This window comes from Pseudomonas sp. X10 (assembly GCF_054889225.1).
On record NZ_CM142677.1, the window covers coordinates 1590920 to 1609634 of the forward strand.

The following is an 18715-nucleotide window of genomic DNA, read 5'->3' on the forward strand; positions in this document are numbered from 1 at the left end:
GCCTGCTTGCCGCTCCCCTGTTGTCGACCTCGCCGAGTCCCGGCAGGGGAAAATGCCCTTGATACTGTGGTCGCTTAGGGTTTTCCCTCTCCCTCCAGACCGCGTATTATTCCGCTACACAAATCTGAAGATTCCTATTGCGACGCGTTTCGTCCTCCAGTCTTGCGGTCTGTTGTGTCCAGCAAGGCGCCTCTCCAGATAGAAGATGACCCCCAGGAGTCGTTTTACGACTTGCCAAGAATGTGTTGGCCAGGCATGCCGGCTGTCCGCGGATGAGCGCCCGGAAGAGTTTTAAAGGAATGAGTTTTGATAAAGCGTAGACAGGTAGCAATCGTTGGTTGTTCTTTTCGTTTTCCTGGCTCCACCACCAGCAGCTTCTGGCAGAACCTGATGTCCGGGCGGGACCTGGTAACCCAGGTCGACGCTTCGCGCTGGGATTTCGCCGAGTTCCTGCACCCGGACAAGGCCAACCCCGCGACCAGTTACACCTTCGCTGCCGGCACCCTGGGCGACATCAGTGCGTTTGATGCGGGATTCTTCAATATCTCGCCGCGAGAAGCGACGGTGATGGATCCCCAGCAACGGATGTTGCTGGAAATGTGCTGGGAAACCTTCGAAAACGCCGGTATCAAACCCTCGAGCCTGCGTGGCAGCAACTGTGGCGTGTACCTGGGGATCGCTGGTGTCGAACAGGCATACCGCCTGGTGGAAGACATGGCGTCGATCGATGCTGCCACGGCCACCGGCAATACCCTGAGTATTGCGGCCAACCGTCTGTCGTTTTTCTATGACCTGCGCGGCCCGAGCATGGCCATCGATACTGCCTGCTCATCTTCGCTGGTGGCCTTCCACCAGGCCTGCCAGGCAATCATCAGCGGTGATATCGATCAGGCCGTGACCGGCGGTATCAGCCTGCACATGCACCCGTTCGGTTTCATGATCTTCGCCAAGGCCTCGATGCTGTCGCGGACCGGGCGTTGCCACTCGTTCGATGAGGGCGGCGACGGTTATGCCCGTTCCGAGGGCGGGGGGCTGTTCCTGCTCAAGGACTACGATCAGGCCGTGGCCGACGGCAATACGATCCTGGCGGTAGTGGCGGCCAGTGCGGTCAATACCGATGGCCGCAAGTCCAGCCTGACTCTGCCCAACGCCGACGCCCAGGCGGCATTGCTCAGAAGCGCTTACGCCAAGGCCGGGATCGATCCGTCGCAACTCGACTACCTCGAAGCCCATGGCACCGGCACGGCGGTCGGCGATCCCATCGAGACCCGCGCGATCGGCGAAGCCCTGGCCCAGGCCCGCGGCGCAGGCAACCCGCTGCCGATCGGCTCGATCAAGAGCAACCTCGGTCACCTGGAAGCCGCCTCAGGCGTTGCCGGCTTGATGAAGGCCCTCAATTGCCTGGTCGAACGCAAGATTCCGGCAACGATTGGGATCGAGGAGCTTAACCCGAACATTCCGTTCTCCGACTTGAACCTGCAGGTTGTCACCGAACCCCTTGCGCTCAAGCCAGAAGGGCAGTTGACCGTCGGGGTGAACTCGTTCGGGTTTGGCGGTGCCAACGCTCACGTCATTCTGCAGAGTCCCGAGCCGCAACCGCCGGCAGCGCGGCCAACAGCGGCGCGACGCCTGCCATTGATGCTCAGCGCCAAGACTGCCGAAGGCTTGCGTGCCACCGCCGAGAACTTTGCCGACTACCTGGCAGCGCACCCCGAGGCCAGCTATTACGATGTGGCCTACCAGGCCATGTTCCGCCGTGACGCGCACTCGCATCGCCTGCTGTTGATCAGTTCCGATCCGGCCGAGGCTGCTCTGGCGTTGGCCGACTACGCCCAAGACCCGAGCCTCAGCGAACTGAGTTCGGTGCTTGAAACCGGTCAGGGGCTGGACAAGGTCCAGGGCCCTGTATTCGTCTATTCCGGCAATGGTTCGCAATGGCAAGGCATGGGCCGGGCAATGCTCGGCAATTCTGTGTTCGAAGCCGCTGTGCTCGAGGTCGATGCAATCTTCCAACCGCTGGCGGGCTATTCGTTGCGTGCCGAGCTACTGGGTGAAAACGGTGATGACCGTTATGTGCGCACCGAGATCGCCCAGCCGGCACTGTTCGCCTTGCAAGTCGCGGTCACTCGCGTGCTGGAGGCACAGGGCTTCCACCCGGCAGCGGTGATCGGTCACAGCGTTGGCGAAGTAGCCGCGGCTTGGGCTAGCGGCGCCCTGAGCCTGGCAGATGCGACTCAAGTGATCTACCACCGCAGCCGCCTGCAGGGCCTCACCCGTGGCAATGGGAAGATGGCCGCCGTAGGGTTGTCGGGCGAAGCCACCGCAGCTGTGCTGCTGGAACTGGGCCTGGATAGCCAACTGGTCGTGGCGGGCGAAAACAGCGCTCGTGGCGCCACCGTGGCCGGATCTGTAGAGGCACTGGACAAACTGGAGGCGGTGCTCACCGAACGCCAGGTGTTCGCCCGCCGCTTGGACCTGGATTACGCCTTCCACTCCCCGGCCATGAACCCTATCGAGCAGCAGGTCATCGCTGACCTGGCGCATATCCGCCCGCGCAGCGGCACTGTCCCGTTCTATTCCACTGTCGTTGGCGGCGAACTGGATGGTCAGCGCCTGGACAGCCTCTACTGGTGGCAGAACATCCGCTTCCCGGTGTTGTTCCAGGGGGCGATGGATGCGCTGGTGGGGCAGGGCTTCAACCTGTTCGTCGAAGTCGGCCCGCACCCAGTCCTGCGTAGCTACGTCGCCGATGCCCTGAGCCAGCGCGAGTTGCTTGGCCAGGTGCTCGGTACATTGCTGCGCAAGGACAACAGCCCTTTGCTGCTGGACCGTTGCATAGCCAAGTTGCTGATTGCCGGCGCCGAGCCGGATTGGCAGCTGCATTTCCCCGTGACCGGCAGAAACGTACTGCTGCCCAACTACGCGTGGCAGCGCGACCGTTTCCAGTTGCCGGTCAGCGCCGAGTCGCTCGGAGTCCTGCAACGTGAGCGTGTGCACCCGCTGTTGGGATACCCGCTGGCCGACCATGCGCTGACGTGGGAAAACCGTATCGATACACAGCTGTTCCCGACCTTGGGTGACCACAAGGTCGGCGAGTCGGTGCTGTTCCCCGGCGCCGGTTTCACCGAACTGGCCTTGGCCGTGGCCTTGCAGCACCAGCCGGGTGAGTTCGTCGATATCGAAGAGCTGGAGATTCACAACCCGCTGTTGCTCAGCCATGAAGGCAGCAAGAAGATTCGGGTCAGCATCGAGCAGGCCGACGGCACCCTGCGGATCACCTCGCGCACCCTGACTCAGCGAGAAGAGTGGGTGCAGCATGTGGTTGCCCGCCTGCCTGGCGAAGCCCGTGGCGTGGCGCTCGATGGACGCGCGCCAGCAGTGCCACAGCGCCCGGCCGACTTCACCGCTGAACAGCATCTGGCGCTGACCTGTGCGGTCGGCCTGAACTATGGCCCGGCTTACCAGGCGGTTGCGGCGGTCTGGGTGGAGCCTGCGCGCATCCTTGCCCAACTCAGCGTGCCAGACGCCATCAGCCATGAGCTGGCTTCGCTGCACCTGCACCCCGCCTTGCTGGACGGTGCATTCCAGTTGATCACCGAACTGCTGGTGAGCCAGCCGGGCAGCAACAAGGGCCTGGCGTTCATTCCGGTCAAGTTCGGCCGCATCGCCTTCGCTAAGGCCGGTGGCGTGCCTTGCCTGGCTGAAGTGCGTCAGTTGAAGCGTACCGAGCATTCGCTGCTGGTGGACTTCATCCTGTACGACGCGGCCGGCGAGACCGTGCTGTCCATCAAGGATGCCCGCTTCCGCGGCGTGCGCCTGCAGCGTGACCGCTCCAGCGACATCAAGCACTTGGCCCACGTCGGCCTTGCCGCTCCAGGCCAGGTGGTGCCGGTGCAGCGCGAGGCACATGACGGTGCGCCACTAGCGACCCGTCTGCAAGATTTGGCTGACGCGCCGGCGCAGGCACGTTACCTCAATGAAGTCGAGCCATTGCTCGATGCCCTTTGTTCGAGTTTCGTGCTGGACCTGATCGAGCAGGTTGGCGGGCAGTTGAGTGGCGAGCAGGTGGCCTTGTGGTCGCAGTTGGACGGGGTGCCGGGCGAGTACTTGGCGACGTTGCTGCGTCATGGCCAGGAAGACGGCTCGTTGAGCCGCTCTGCCGATGGCACCTGGCACATCGTCGACACGGGAGAGCGTCCCGCGTCCGAGGCGATTTGGCAGGAGTTGTTCCAGAGCTATCCGGAGTTCTTCCAGATCATTCATTCGGTGGGTCGCATCGGCCGTCATTTGCCGGCATTGCTTGACGGAAGCCAGACCCTAGAGCAGTTACTGCCGCGCGAGACCAGCGGCGCCAGCCTGGCGCGCCTGGTGTTGGGCGCGGCAGGTCAGCAACGGCTGCTCGCCGGCCTGCGGGAAACCCTGGCCCAGCGCCTGGCATCCCTGCCAGCCGGTCAGCGCTTGCGCGTGCTGGAGTTTGGTTTTGGTGGCCCATCCTTTATCGAGTCTCTGTACGCCGGGATCGATTTCGATCGTATCGATTACAGCTATTGCGTGCAGGAGCCGGAGTTGGCGCAGATGCTGCGCGACGATTGCCCGGCGCTTGAGGTGCTTGGTTTCGATCAGTTGGCCGATGCCGGTGATTACGACTGGGTGCTGGTGCCGACCGACCTGGCTGCCTTGGACAGCATTGGCGAAGCCGTGCGCCAGGCCGCGAGCCAGCTCAACCCGCACGGGCAGTTGGCATTGCTGGCGCAATACCCGGCACGTTGGGCCGACTTCGTGTTCGGTGCCCAGGCCGGTTGGTGGTTGGCCGGTCCAGAGCAGGCCCTGTCGCGTCAGCAGCGTCCGCAGTTCTGGACGCATGAGCTGCAACGTCATGGCTTGACCCTGTCGCACACCCTTGAAGCCTTGCCAGGCAACGCCTGTGGTAGTTACCTGGTGTTAGCCGACAAGCCAGTGAACAGCTCTGCCCCTGTACGCGAAATCGCGGTGCAGCGTTGGGCACTGCTGGCCGAACCGGGGCAGGAAGTCGCTGCACGTTTGGCTCTTGCCCTGCGTGAGCAAGGCCAGTTGGTCAGCTTGTTGGTTCCCGGTGATGCACAGGCATTGGCACAACAACTTGCCGCGCTGGAGCAGGCACCGGAGCAGATCCTGCACCTGGCCGGGTTTGACGGCGGCCAAGGTCTGGATGGCCAGGGCGCGCGCTGCATGCAGGCCGCAGGGCTGGTCCAGGCTTGTGAGTCGCTGGGTATCGCTGCGCAACTCTGGCTGCTGACCCGTGGTGCGGCCGGTCATCTGTACGCTGGCGAAAGCGCGACGGCAGTGGATGCCATCGCCGACGCCGCGTTCTGGGGCTTTGGCCGGACCTTGGCGAATGAGTCGGCCAGTTGCCAGGTTCGTCTGCTTGACCTGGCCTTCAACGCGCCGATCGACAGCCTCGTTGCTGCGCTGCTGCACGCCGATGCCGAGACGGAGCTTGCGATCAACGCCGATGGCCAGCGCTACGTACCACGCCTGCGCGTCCTGCAAGATCAGCCTCGGGCCACTGGCGACGGCGACAAGCGCATCAGCCTGGGCTTCGATCTGCCTGGTCAGTTGCGCAACCTGCGCTGGGAGGTCCGCGAGCCACGTGTACCGGCGGCGGACGAACTGGATATCGCCGTGCGCGCCACCGGCCTGAACTTCCGCGACGTGATGTTCGCCCTCGGCCTGTTGTCCGATGAGGCTATCGAGAACGGCTTCTCGGGTCCGACCTTGGGCTTCGAATTTTCCGGCGTGATCCAGGGCAAGGGGGCCGAGGTACAGGGCGACTTCGCCCCGGGCGACCGTGTGGTGGGTTTTGGCCCGTGCAGTTTTGCCAACCGGCTGGTGACCAATGCCAATGCCGTGGCCCGGATACCCGAGGGTATGTCGTTCGAAGCGGCGGCGACCATTCCGAGCACTTTCTTCACCGTCTACTACGCCCTGCATTACCTGGCACGCCTGGAGCCGGGCGAGAAAGTGCTGATTCACGGCGCAGCCGGAGGCGTCGGTATCGCGGCGATCCAGATTGCCAAGTGGTGCGGTGCAGAGATCTACGCCACTGCCGGCAGCGACGAGAAGCGCGACTTCCTCCGCCTGCTCGGCGTCGACAAGGTGTTCGACTCACGCTCCCTGGCCTACGCCGACGAAATCCTGGCCATGACCGATGGTCGTGGTGTCGATGTGGTGCTCAACTCGCTGGCCGGTGAGGCGATCAACCGTAACCTGCGGGTGCTCAAGCCCTTTGGCCGCTTCCTCGAACTGGGCAAGCGTGACTTCTACCAGAACACCCGTATTGGCTTGCGGCCGTTCCGCAACAACATCAGCTACTTCGGCATCGATGCCGACCAGTTGATGAGCGAGCGCCCCGAGCTGACCCGGCGTCTGTTCGGGCAGATGATGGAACTGTTCGAGCAGGGCATCCTGCATCCGTTGCCGTTCCGCGAGTTCGATGCCAACCAGGTGGTCGAAGCCTTCCGCTACATGCAGCAGGCGCGGCAGATCGGCAAGATCGTGGTCACCTACGGCAACCCGATCGAGCAATTGGTGGATACGCGTGAACAGCCGTTGCAGCAGCTACAACTCAGCGACGAGGCCACCTATCTGGTGACCGGCGGTCTGGGCGGCTTCGGGTTGCGTACGGCCCAGTGGTTGGTCGACAAGGGCGCCCGACACCTAGTGTTGCTCGGCCGCCGCGGCCCGGACACTGTCGAGGCGCAACCGAGCCTGGCGCTCTGGCAGGCGCAAGGCATCGATGTGCAAGCGTTGGCTTGCGATATCACCGATGTCCGCCAGTTGACGGCCGTGTTCGAAGGCATCAATGCCAGCCCGTATCCATTGCGCGGCCTGGTGCACGCGGCGACAGTGATCGACGACGCGCTGATCCGCAACCTCGACGCCGAGCAACTGCAGCGGGTACTGGAACCCAAGGCCAAGGGCGCTCAGTACTTGCATGAACTGACCCGTGAGCTGCCGTTGGACTTCTTCGTGATGTTCTCCTCGGCCACTACCCTGTTCGGCAACCCTGGGCAGGCCAACTACGTGGCGGCCAACCATTGGCTCGAGGCCTTGGCCCGTCATCGTCGTGGCCAAGGCTTGGCTGCCACGGCAGTGCTGTGGGGCGCCATCGATGACGTGGGCTTCCTGGCACGCAATGAACAGATCAAGGACGCCCTGCAAAGTCGCATGGGCGGTGCGGCGCTACGGGCCGAAGTGGCCCTGTCGCATCTGGAGCAGATGCTGCTTCGCGGCGACGACGGTATTGGTGTACTGGAGCTGGAATGGAAGGCCCTGTCGCGCTTCCTGCCGAGCGCCACGACGCCGCGCTTCCTCGAACTGGTCCGCGCCCATGGCGGCGATCAGGATGACGAGAATGACGCTGAGGATATCCAGCGTATGCTCGCCGAGCTCGACGATGTGCAACTGTTGGAGCGTTTTACCGAACTGCTCAAGCACGAGGTCTGCGAAATCCTCCGCCTGCCGGCGTCCCGTCTGGACACCCAGCGTCCGCTGCAGGAACTGGGGTTGGACTCACTGATGAGTGTCGAGCTGGTGGTGGCAGTGGAGGAGCGTTTCGGTATCCGTTTGCCGGTAATGGAACTCAGCGAGAGTTCGAGTATCGACAAGCTCAGTGTGCGCATCCTCGATTTGCTTCGTGGCGACTCTGACAGCAATCAAGCGCCGGCGCCTACCGCCATGGCAGAGAACTTGCTAGCCCGTCATGGTAGCGAGCTGAGCCGTGAACAAATGGCCGAGTTGAACGCTGAACTGGCTGACAGCAGCACCACCCCCAACCGTTTGATTGAGTGAAACCCGATGACTGCAAAAACGCCCACCGGCCTGAATGTCGGTATCAAGCAACGGCTGATCCAGCAAGCGCTGGCGCGTCGTCGCAGCGAGGCGGGCGAAACGGCCAGCGGCGCCACCCTGGAGCAAGTGCAACAGGCGGCGCTGAAGGTGCCAGAAGCGTTTTATCGTTTCGACCAGCACCCCGGTTATCAGCAGTTGCGTGTGATCCAGCACAGCGGTGCACGCCTGGGGCTGACCAGCCCGTTCTTTCGCCTGCACGAAGGAACGGCTGGCGCCCAGACGTGCATTGGCAACCATGAGTACCTCAACTTCGCCAGCTACAACTACCTGGGGTATTCCGGCCACCCGGTGGTGGCCGAAGCGGCCAAGGCAGCGATCGACCGTTACGGTACCTCGGTGTCGGCCAGCCGTCTGGTGTCTGGCGAGCGTCCGCTACACCGTGAGCTGGAGCGCGAGCTGGCCAAGCTGTACGAAGTGGACGATGCGATCGTGTTCGTCAGCGGGCATGCCACCAATGTCACCACCATTGGCTACCTGTTTGGCCCGCGTGACCTGGTGCTGCATGACGAGCTGATCCACAACAGCGTGTTGCAAGGTATTCAGCTGTCCGGTGCGCGGCGCCTGAGTTTCGCCCACAACGACTGGCAGGCGCTGGACCGCATCCTCGGTGAGCAGCGGCGGCACTTCGAGCGAGTGCTGGTGGTGGTCGAAGGCATCTACAGCATGGACGGCGACTACCCGGACTTGCCGCGTTTCGTCGAGCTCAAGCGCAAGCACAAAGTCTTCCTGATGGTCGACGAAGCGCATTCATTGGGCGTGATGGGGGCGACCGGCAAGGGTATCCGCGAGCATTTCGGCCTGGCTGGCGATGACGTGGATATATGGATGGGCACCTTGAGCAAGACCCTCGCCAGTTGTGGTGGCTATATTGCCGGCAGCACAGCGTTGGTCGAGCACCTGAAATTCCTGGCGCCGGGATTCCTCTACAGCGTTGGCATGCCGCCATCGGTGACTGCATCCGCACTTGCGGCGTTGCAGTGCATGGCCAAGGATCGTGAGCGTGTGCAGACGGTGCAGGCGCGTGGTGAACTGTTCCTGCGCCTGGCCAAGGAGGCGGGTCTGGACACCGCCACCAGCACTGGGCTGGCGGTGATTCCGGTGATCACTGGCAGCTCGTACAAGGCGGGCTGCCTCTCCAGTGCGTTGTTCGAGCGTGGCATCAATGCCCAGCCGATCCTGTATCCGGCTGTTCCGGAACACGCTGCGCGGGTGAGGTTCTTTGTCTCTTGCGAGCATACCGAAGAGCAGATTACCCGCACCGTCGCCATCGTTGCCGAAGAAATGGCCCGGCTTGGCTGAAGCGTTGACATTCCCGCCCCAATCGCAGGCTGCAATAGCAACGGGATTGCCCGATGGCAACCCCGTTCACAGGGACCGCATCCAGCCTTCAGGATGTACCCCCTGACTCAGATATGCGGATCTTCATAAGCGTTGAGTTGTTCGATAAAACGCCAGTGACTGCGTTTGTCGAATCCCATCAGGCGCTTGAGGCGGATGTCCCAGCGCATGTGGTAGTTGGCGATCCAAGGCAAGGCGAACAGGTGGGCGCCACGCCAGGGGATGAACGGGTTGCGGCGCAGGCTGGCGTAGATTTCCACCCGGTGGCTAGGTCGTAGGCTAGGGCAGCGGGCATGGAAGCCCGAAGTGTCTGCCACTACCAGGGTGTTGGCCGGTACCGCAAAGCGCCGTGGCGCAGGCAGGCCAAGCTCGGCCAGTTCATGCTCGTGAATGCGGAACGAACCCTCACGGTGCATCTGCTCCTCGGAACGTGCTGCGCCCAGGCTCTGGCGATACTCCCAGGCCAGGCGCTCCGGCGTCAGGCGATGGGAGCCCGGCACATAACTGAATGGCCCTTGGTCGTCAGCCACATCATCGAGGAACAACCACGCCTTGGCAGTCGGATGGAACGTATCGGCATGCAGGCGGGTTTGCGGATCCTGTTCGGCATTCACCGCATCGATCACGATCGACTGTAATTGATAGGTGATCCCGCCGGTATTGGACGAGGCGTACGCAATCAGGTCGCGGACACTGCGATCAGCGACGAAAGCCGCGCTGGCCGGGTTCTTCTCCAAGACATCCTGGTCCAGGCTGACCCGCCGCGTCACGGCCTTGCCTTGGCGCATTTCCCAACCGGTGCTGCGCAGGCTGCCCAACTCGGCACGCAGGGCGGCGAATTGCTCGGCTGGCAATGCGTTCTCGCGAACGAAAAAGCCCTGCTCCTCGAAGCTTGCCAATTCCGCTGCATCCAGCCGTGGCGCCAGTGCCCGGCGGCGCATGGCCGCCATGCTCATGGCCAACTGCCGACGTTGCACGTGCAGGCCCAGGGCATTGAGCCGGGCGCTGCCCAGCACCGGGTTGTTCTCGAACGATTTAGCGTGTGTCAGCAGTTGCAGGCAATGCCAGGGCAATGCCGCGTAGCGGCCGAGGTCCTTGATCGAAACAGGCATGGTCTAGTCCTTTGATGGGGCCAGTGGCCGGCCGTAGCCGAGCATGGTCCGAGAGTAATTGAGCAGCGGCGCCACTCGCGGGTGCTCGGCCAGCCGCGGCGGGCGTGGGGCCGAGAGGCAGGCGAGGGCGTGCCAGGCATCGCAGGGCAGGGCTTGTTGGACGTCGGCATAGCGCGCATAGCGCAACAGGGCGCCGGCTACCAACTGGTCCAGGGTCAGGCGCCGGGTTCGTCGCGGTAAAGGCTGGTGATCTCGGGTCAGCCCCCAGCCGGCATAGAAGGGCGTGCCATAGGTCACCACCGGCAGGCCGCGCAGCAGTGCTTCGAAACCGGCGGTGGAACTCAAGGTGTGGAGTTCGTCGACTTGGCCATACAGGCCGGCGATGTCCACGCCGGCCAGCACCTGGTCTGCCAGGCCGGCCAACTGTTCTGGAGTTAGCGCGCCCCGGCGTTTGCCGGCCTCGACATCGGGGTGCGGTTTGTAGACGATCCAGGCATCCGGTGCGTCGGCGCGGACCTGTTCGAGCAGTTGCAGGTTGCCACGCAGGGGGCTGTTGCTGCGCAGCAGCGCGGCATCGTCCTCCACTTGCCCGGGCACGAGGATGCGCCGCTGGCCAGGAGGGGCGAGGACCGAAGCGGTCGGCCCGTGGCGCAGGTTGAACTTGCTGGCGCCGCTGTCGACTATGCGGGCGCGCAGCCGCGCTGCCTCGGCCAGGATGGCGTCGTCGAAATCACTGGCTTGCAGCAACTGCTCCAGGTCGCTGGCGCTGCTGGCATCGAAATGAATGCCGCTGCGATCCAGCACCAGCGACAGTGCCGGGATATTGTCCACCCCCAGCCCGGCTGAACGCAGGAAGCCGTCCTCGACCCTCCACAAGGGTACCCCGGCGGCACTGGCCCGAGCCTGCAGGTCGGCGGGCTCCCGGCCGGCCCAGACCAGCAGCTTGCCACCCTCGGCGGCAACCTTCGGCACCAGCACGGGGCTGTCTTCGGCGAACCGCAAGCGGCCCCAGCGACTGGCGAAGAGGCGTCGGATATTGTGCTGTTTGTGGCGTTTGACCCCCAGTACGGTGATTTCGCCGGCGAACTCGGTATCCCGTGCCTTCTGCCGTGCCAGTTGGCGAGCGACGGTCAGGGCATCGGTGAGCTGGCCGGTGAGCGGGTCGACATAGCGGCAGTAGCGCACGTAGGCGGCAGCCACCAATTGCACCAGATCCGGCCGTGAGCGACGTCTGGGGATTGGCATACGGTCGTCAGTCAGGCCCCAGCCCGCGTAGAAGGGCAGGCCGAAACAGGTGACCGGTACCCCCTGGATCAAGGCCTCCAGCCCGGCCTGGCTGGTGCCGATGTACACCCGGCGGGCTCGCCGGGCCAGGGAAGCCCAGGACACAGGCCGGGATTCCAGGGCGGCGCCGCGCGCTGTGGCCGCAGCCAGGAGGCAACTGGGCTTTTGCCCACCCACGCAATCCGGGTGAATACGCACCCGCACCTCGGCGTCGGGGTTTTCCGCCAGGGCCGTATCGAGCATGCGCACATAATCGGCCTCGCACAGACCGCCGCCGGGAATCGAGTAGTCGCCTGCCGTCTGATCCACCACCAGCACCAAGGGGCGCTCGCGGCCCAGCGGGTCGTCAGCGGCCAGGTCCCGGGCGTTGTTGTACTTACCGATGCCGCTGCTGCGCATCAGGGCAATCAACTGGCGGGCGCTGTCCAGTTCGTCCGCGCTCAGGCAATCCGGATCCTGGAGAATGTTTTCCAGCAGCGAAGGGCGGTCGGCCAGATAGTGTATGCCCACGGGGTCGACCACCAGCGACATCGGTGTGTCGCCCTCGATCCCCAGGGATGAGGACCGCAGGAAGCCGTCCTCGATGGCGATATAAGGCAAGCCCCAGCGCTGGCACAGCACCCGTGCCTGGGCCGAGGAGTCCTTGTAGCCGATACCGGCGATGGCCTTCAGCCCCTTGGGCGCCTGGCGACCGCGCCGCCACAGCCAGAAGGGCGGTCCTTCCGGCTCGAGGAATTGCGGCAAGTGCAGCACCTTCCATGCGACCCACTGGGACATGATGCCGATCCAGCCGGGCCCGTCCACCAGCGGCTGCAGGTCGACCTGCGGGCTGTTCACGCCGCTCACTGGATCGACTCCGAACGCCGGTGCATGGCGCGTACCGGCGGCCAAGGCAGCCAGCGCTGGCGCAACAGCCGGAAACCATTATGCAGGTACAGATTCCGCGCCCGTTCGTTGGCCAATGGTACTTCGAGAAAAACATCCTTGAAGCCATTGGCCGCTGCATGCTCGCAGCAGGCGTGTACCAACGCTGACCCGGTCCCTTGGTTACGGGCTGTTTTGTCCACACGCAAGCCGTACAGGAGGAAGGGATAACGCCATTCGCGGTATTCGCTCAAACAGAACGCGACGAAGCGTAGCCAGCCCTGAACACGCCCGAACTCACGGACAAAGGGTTGCAAGCGCAGGGCGAACGGGCCTCTTCGATGATGCTTGAAGGCGACATAACCCACTGCTTGGTTGTCTTCGAGTGCCAGCAGCACGCGGTCCCAATGGACACTCTTGCCGAGCAGGCGCTGGCGGCAGGCCATATCACCGAGGATGAACGCCAGCGAGCCGCGCCCTTGCGTCACGACTTGCGCCAGCGCAGGGTCGTTAGTCTGCTCTGGCGCCAGGCTCGACCCGAGGACAATCTTCACCACGACCTCAGGCCACGCCAGAGACAGGACAGGGCTCATGCTGGGCGTAGCTGAGCAGGCAGCTGGACAGCGCTTCGACCCTGATCGGACAAGGGCTGGCACCGGGTTGGCGACGGTTTGACCAGATCAGGTAGTCGGTATCGCCGTCCGGGGTGCCGATGGCCCGGTAGACCTCAGGCAGGATCGGCACATGGTCGCCAAAAAAGCACAACAGCGCTTCCCGTGGGTGCCCGAGCAAGGTGTCATGCAGCATGCCAAGCATGCGGTCGGCATTGGCGATATGACGCAGATAGGGCGCCAAGTCATCCATCCCAGCGAGCAGCGGGCGATTGAACCAATTGGGCAATTCGGTCGCATCGACCTGCTCCAGATGCAGTGGCCCGTGGTTTTCCATGGTGACCGCATGGATGAACAGCGGCTGATGACGGTTCGGCGCCTGGAGCAGTTCACGGATCTTTTCGGCCACGGCGCAATCGCCGATGAAAGGCCCGGCCTTTTGCGTCGCATTGAAGCTGCGCACGTCGATGAACTCATCGAAACCCAGCGCCGGCAGCACTTTGTCACGGCCATAGAAACTGCCGTTGTAAGGATGAATGCAGATGGTGCGATAGCCCTGGGCCTTTAGGTGCTTGGCGAGGCTCGGCAACCCCTGTCGTGCCAGTACCCGGTACGGGTTGAAGCGGTGCACGCCAAGGCGGTCGCTGGGGATACCGGTCAGGTAGGCGAACTCGGTTCGCACCGTATTGGCGCCCCACGCGGCCACCTGCAGCTTGCCGCGGGCCAGGGACTCTCTGGCAAGGCGGTCGTACTCGCCCAGCACCTCGGCCCTGACCCCAGGCCACAAATCGCGCACATCGAAAAACGATTCGCTCTGTATCGAGATCAGATCGGGTAGAGGAGGGAGGTGGGGGGTGTCCGTTGCGCAATGAGGCGCTTGTGCTGGCCCTATCGCGCGCAAGCCCGCTCCTACAGCCTCGGAACTTGAAGCATGCAGGCCACCACCGTCCCCAACCGCTTGCGCCAGCCCGGCAGCAAACGGCGACCCCAACCCCGCAGGGTCCACCGGCTCCCGCGCCGCCCAGAAATACCGCCAAAGGCTTGTCGCCAGCCCCCAATGGCACACATCAGCCTCGGCATCGAAGGTCGGGGCCACCCGGCGATGGCCCAGGCGCAGCAACAACAGGCCCAATGCCCCCAGCAGCAGCGCGTCCAGGCGCGCGCCCGGGGTCTCGAAGCTCAGCCCCGCCCACAGATAAGCCAGAAACCCCACGGCCAGCAGCGCCGCCTTGGCAAATCCGAAGAACGGCAGGTACAGGCGCGGAAAGCGCACCGCATCGCTGAAATACTCGAAGTCCGCACACACGAACGGCTCGCGCAAGGAGTGGTACTTGGCATTGCTGACCAGCACGATCAGCAACCACAGCAACAGCAGGTTGATGCCACTGAACAGCGCCCGCCCGGTCAACCCGAACAGCAACGCCAGGCCCACGCACCACAAGCCAGCATGCAGCAGCCAGCAACTCACCGGGCGGCGCAGGTTCGGTCGAGGGGTCAACAGGCGTTCGATCAGCACGGTCAGCAACAGACCGATCAGCGCAATAGGCAGGAGGGAGACTTCAATCACTGTACTTCAGCCCGCGCAAGATCATCGAAGAAAGGCGCAATGGCATGATTCCCAGCAACCAAGTGCCCAGGTTCAGCGGGAACGGGAAGCTGATGCGCGCTTGGTTCGCGGCTAATCCGCGCTTGATGCGCCGGGCCGCCTTTTCAGCGGTCCAGAGAAACGGCTTGGGGCCGGGCATTTCGAAACACATCTTCGACTCGACATAACCGGGCACGATGACATTGACCTTCACCCCTTCAGGGGCAAGCCAGTCACGGATCGCTTCGCCGTAGACACGAATCGCCGCTTTACTGGCGCTGTAGGTAGGCGTCACCGGCAACCCACGCCAGCCGGCCAGGGAGCTGAACAGGGCAATCTGGCCATGGCCCCGGGCGCGCATGGCGGGCAGGGCGGCCTCGACCGTGGCCAGTGCCGCCATCACATTGACTTCAAGCAAGGCACGGCTGTCATCCCAGCACTCGGCCTCACCGTTGCTGCCCACCGCGGTATTGAGCCCGGCACCGACCAGCACCAGGTCTGGCTGTTCGGCCTCGCTGACCCGGCGCACCATGGCCCGCAACGCATCCAGGTCACGCACGTCCAGCGCTTCTAGCAGTACCCGGGCACCGAGTGCGCGGCATTCACTGGCCATCTCTTCCAGGCGGTCCTGGCGGCGGCCCTGCAGAATCAGGGTCACCCCTGGCGCGGCATAGGCCGGTGCCAGGGCACCGCCAATACCGCCTGTGGCACCGGTGATGAGAACGCAGCGAGGCGATGTGGTATCGGTCATAGGTACTTTTCGATTCTTGAGGTTTTTGCCATCAACACTTCCAGGCAGTTCGCCACGGCCATGTCTATGCCGCTGCGGGTATAGAAACCGCCATTGATCTGGGTGGTGTGGATGACAGTATTGCGAAAGCGTTGGAACAAGGTTTTGTCAGGTGGTTCGGGATACAGCCAAAAATCATCCAGCCCGCTTTGCTGAGTCAGCCCTGGCAAGGCGTAGATCGGCTCGGCCAAGGCGAAGGTCGGGCGGTTGTGCAGCAGTGCCGAAGCCCCGGCGGTGCTGTTCACGGTGATTAGCCCAGCGATGTGCGAGAGCAGGGTGGGCATATGCCCACTTTCCATGAAGTCGACCCGATCGGTCACGCCGTACTGGCTGGCCAGGGCGGCGGTAATCTTGCGGTAGTTCACCAGCCCTGGGGTCAGCGGATGGTTTTTCACCAACAGCCGTGCCTCACCGGGCGCATGCGCGGCGAAGGAGGCCATTACGTGCTCGATCACCTCAGACATATTGTTGAAACGCGAGTGGTCGCGAATCTGCGCATCGCTGTCCAGTTGCAGCGGCAACAGAAAGGTCGGCTGGCGTTCCCGGGTCACGTCTTCCACTAGCGCATCGTCACGGCGACGAGCGCACAGCAGGCGCACACCCTGGCGAATGAAACCGGCATATTCCGTCGGCGCAGTGAACGGCGCGTGGGTGCGGTAATGCGGGAAGCAGATTTTGTTCAGCGCGCCGCCTGCGTGGTACAGCACATCATGGGCAGCACGGGCTGTGAACGACAAATTGAAGGCATTGCCGTTCTGATAGCGGGGAATGTGTTTGCCCACTTCGCGGTACCAGTCCGGATCCCGTGGCAGGCGCGAATTGTTGTTGACCCCGTCGCGCTCCAGGGTGATCCAGTAGGGGCGAAAGTACCCCTCCTCGAATACATGGACGCGGATACCCTGCAGCCGGGCAAGAACGATGGCGCAGCGGTGGACGGGACGGCAGTCGCCGAACAGCACCAGATCGGTAACATCCAGGTCACGAAAACACTGGCTGTAGAACGCTTGCAGGTCGTCTGGGCGAGACGCAAAGGCACGGCGCGAGCCTGGGCCGTAAAGCACATCGCCGACATTGAAGCTGACGCAATGCACGCGCTGGTCGATATCGCGCAGGGCCTTGGCCAGCCGATTGAAAAACGGCGAGCTGACGCCCTGCAAAAACAGAAAACTGTGCTGAGGCAAGGGAGATAGGGACCGACGCGTTGAGCGCGTCTTCAGCTCCTTAGGCGTCTTATGCCCAACAAGCTGCTCAAGCGCCGAATCAAATCCTGCCATCTAGATGTTGCTCCTGGCTGCGGCAACGCATGCCAATTTTGTAGTTCGTAAAGGGTCTGTTCGGCGGTGGTGAAGCGATTGGTAATACGGCTTACGTAGGTTGGGTATAGTAGCAGTGTGCCAGCAACTAATTCATCAAGAGTTAGCAATCGTGAACGCCTGGCCCGCACATCCGGGTGCAGGTCTTCGTCGCGGGTCAAGCCCCAGCCGGCATAGAACGGCTGGCCGTACGTGGTCACCGGGACACCGCGCAACAGCGCCTCGAAGCCGGACTGGGAGGTCAGCACGTGCACCTCGTCCACGGTTTCCAGCAACTGCTGCAATGGCGCGTCGCCAATGACCTCATCGCACCAGTGCACGGCCTGCGCTTCGTCCTCGCCCTGCGCCCGCGTACCGGCCAGCACCTCCGGGTGCGGCTTGTACAGCACCCAGGCATCAGGGTTGCGCTCACGCACCGCCTGCAGTAATTGCACGTTGCTGCGAATGCGATGGGCGCCAAAGCGAATCGAGGCGTCACCTTCTACCTGGCCTGTGACCAGGATCACCCGCTGCACACCCAATGGCCGCTGCCAGGCATTGCCGGGCAGGTTGTACTTGGTCAGACCCGCTTGGCAGATAGCCAGGCGCAATGCCTCCGCCCGCGCCAGTAGACTGGCGTCGAAGCATTCGTTTAGCAAAATCCGTTCCAGGCGTGAGGTGCGCGTGGCGTCGTAATAGATGCCCAGGTCGTCGACCACCCAGGACAACGGCCGGGCCTTGCCTGCGCCCAGGCCAACCGAGCGCAGGAAGCCATCCTCGACCCGGCTGACCGGCTGCGGATGTTCGACCAGGTCAGCGTCATGCTTGCAGCCCCAGCTCACCACAGGAAGTTCTCGGGTCAGGGGCTGCTCGGGAGTGACGAAGTGGATGGCGGCACCGTCGAAGAACAGTTTGACCAGAGGCTCCTTCCAGCGGCTGAACCCCAGCATCTGGACAGTGTCAGGTAGTGCGCTGCGATGGCGGCGCTGCAGGCCCAGCCAGTTCATTAGTGCTTCCGGGGTACAGGGTTCGCCGCGTTCCGGGCAGACATAGCGCGGGTAGCGTACCAGGCTGGCATGGATCAACTGCGCCAGGCTCGCTGGCTGGCGCCGCGGTGGCGCCGGCAGGCGGTCATGGGTCAGGCCCCAGCCGGCATAGAACGGCATGCCCCAGGTGTGCACGGGCACATTCCACATCAGCGCATCGAACCCCAACTGCGAGGTCATCACGTACACCGCGCGCATATGTGGCAGTAACTCAGCCGGGTGAACATTGCTCGCCAGGATTTGCACCCGCGGATTGCGCTCCAGCTCGGCCAAGTCGAAATGCCCGCGCTTGCGCCCGGCAACCACGTCCGGGTGGACCTTGAGCAACAGCGTGCTGGTAGGGTAGCGCTCCAGTGCGGCGGCAAGCATCGCCATAAAATCGTCAGGCCCGGCGCCCTGCAGCGATGCGTCCCCCCAAGTCTGGTCGGCGACCAGCACGCAGTCGGCGGGCAGCTCCAGCGGTTCGATGCGGGCGTCGTTGTATTTGGACACCCGCTGCTCTTGCCACAAGGTTTGCAGGGCCAGGGCGCGCTCGGTTTCGCTGGCAGTCAGGGGCGTGGCAATCAGTTGCTCCAGGCGTGAAGGCTGGCTGGCGTCGTAGTAGATGCCAACATCATCGACAATCAGCGACAACGGCGGGTCGTCGGCCCCCAGGCCCACGGAGCGCAGGAAGCCATCCTCCAGGGTCAGGACCGGCCGCTGGTTTTTCGCCGCCTCGGCCATGGCCTTGAGTGCACTGGGCTTGCGGCCCCATGCCATGATCACGTCAGCGTGCACGACATCCTTCACCGAGCCGTTGTGCAGCACATAGTCGTGCAGCAGCGAAGGCAGCGTGGCAATACTTTGGGCGCCTTTGGAGAGGATCAGTAAGCGCGGGCGAGGAGAAACATCAGCCATAGACGT

General features: G+C 63.4%; 9 protein-coding genes. 2 read left to right on the plus strand and 7 right to left on the minus strand.

Features of this window, described 5'->3' with window-relative positions; translation table 11 throughout:
- Positions 1–306 precede the first annotated feature (306 nt).
- Together ACYU03_RS07385 and ACYU03_RS07390 are read left to right on the plus strand one after the other, a co-directional pair.
- Entirely contained in the window at positions 307–7830 is a 7524-nt protein-coding gene (locus tag ACYU03_RS07385; RefSeq protein WP_461889342.1) for an SDR family NAD(P)-dependent oxidoreductase, read from the plus strand.
- Between the two features lie 6 nt (positions 7831–7836).
- Positions 7837–9189: an aminotransferase class I/II-fold pyridoxal phosphate-dependent enzyme gene (locus ACYU03_RS07390; protein WP_461889344.1), complete on the plus strand. Its 1353-nt coding sequence runs from the start codon at positions 7837–7839 to the stop codon at positions 9187–9189.
- Between the two features lie 107 nt (positions 9190–9296).
- Here ACYU03_RS07390 and ACYU03_RS07395 read toward each other — a convergent pair whose 3' ends face one another.
- The 7 genes from ACYU03_RS07395 to ACYU03_RS07425 all read right to left on the minus strand — a co-directional run bounded on the left by ACYU03_RS07395 (position 9297) and on the right by ACYU03_RS07425 (position 18709).
- Entirely contained in the window at positions 9297–10340 is a 1044-nt protein-coding gene (locus ACYU03_RS07395; RefSeq protein WP_461889346.1) for a phytanoyl-CoA dioxygenase family protein, read from the minus strand.
- 3 nt (positions 10341–10343) lie between these two features.
- Positions 10344–12401 carry a capsular polysaccharide biosynthesis protein gene (locus tag ACYU03_RS07400; protein ID WP_461891413.1) on the minus strand — a complete coding sequence of 686 codons (2058 nt, stop codon included), beginning with the start codon at positions 12399–12401 and terminating at the stop codon, positions 10344–10346.
- A 65-nt stretch (positions 12402–12466) separates the two neighbouring features.
- The gene (locus tag ACYU03_RS07405; RefSeq protein ID WP_461891414.1) at positions 12467–13045 is read right to left on the minus strand and encodes a GNAT family N-acetyltransferase; all 579 of its coding nucleotides are present in this window, start codon (positions 13043–13045) and stop codon (positions 12467–12469) included.
- A 4-nt stretch (positions 13046–13049) separates the two neighbouring features.
- Positions 13050–14666, minus strand: coding sequence for an LTA synthase family protein (locus tag ACYU03_RS07410; protein ID WP_461889348.1), 1617 nt, complete (start codon positions 14664–14666; stop codon positions 13050–13052).
- On the minus strand, positions 14659–15435 hold the full coding sequence (locus ACYU03_RS07415) for an SDR family NAD(P)-dependent oxidoreductase (RefSeq protein ID WP_461889350.1): 777 nt from the start codon (positions 15433–15435) through the stop codon (positions 14659–14661). The genes ACYU03_RS07410 and ACYU03_RS07415 overlap by 8 nt, the downstream gene beginning before the upstream one ends.
- Entirely contained in the window at positions 15432–16748 is a 1317-nt protein-coding gene (locus ACYU03_RS07420; RefSeq protein WP_461889352.1) for a capsule biosynthesis protein, read from the minus strand. The genes ACYU03_RS07415 and ACYU03_RS07420 overlap by 4 nt, the downstream gene beginning before the upstream one ends.
- Positions 16688–18709 carry a capsular polysaccharide biosynthesis protein gene (locus tag ACYU03_RS07425; RefSeq protein ID WP_461889354.1) on the minus strand — a complete coding sequence of 674 codons (2022 nt, stop codon included), beginning with the start codon at positions 18707–18709 and terminating at the stop codon, positions 16688–16690. The genes ACYU03_RS07420 and ACYU03_RS07425 overlap by 61 nt, the downstream gene beginning before the upstream one ends.
- Positions 18710–18715 lie beyond the last annotated feature (6 nt).

Coding starts and splice junctions, on each gene's coding strand:
- ACYU03_RS07395 (WP_461889346.1), bottom strand. CDS start 10,340: ATGCCTGTTTCGATCAAGGACCTCGGCCGCTACGCGGCATTGCCCTGG.
- ACYU03_RS07420 (WP_461889352.1), bottom strand. CDS start 16,748: ATGGCAGGATTTGATTCGGCGCTTGAGCAGCTTGTTGGGCATAAGACG.
- ACYU03_RS07400 (WP_461891413.1), bottom strand. CDS start 12,401: ATGTCCCAGTGGGTCGCATGGAAGGTGCTGCACTTGCCGCAATTCCTC.
- ACYU03_RS07425 (WP_461889354.1), bottom strand. CDS start 18,709: ATGGCTGATGTTTCTCCTCGCCCGCGCTTACTGATCCTCTCCAAAGGC.
- ACYU03_RS07390 (WP_461889344.1), top strand. CDS start 7,837: ATGACTGCAAAAACGCCCACCGGCCTGAATGTCGGTATCAAGCAACGG.
- ACYU03_RS07415 (WP_461889350.1), bottom strand. CDS start 15,435: ATGACCGATACCACATCGCCTCGCTGCGTTCTCATCACCGGTGCCACA.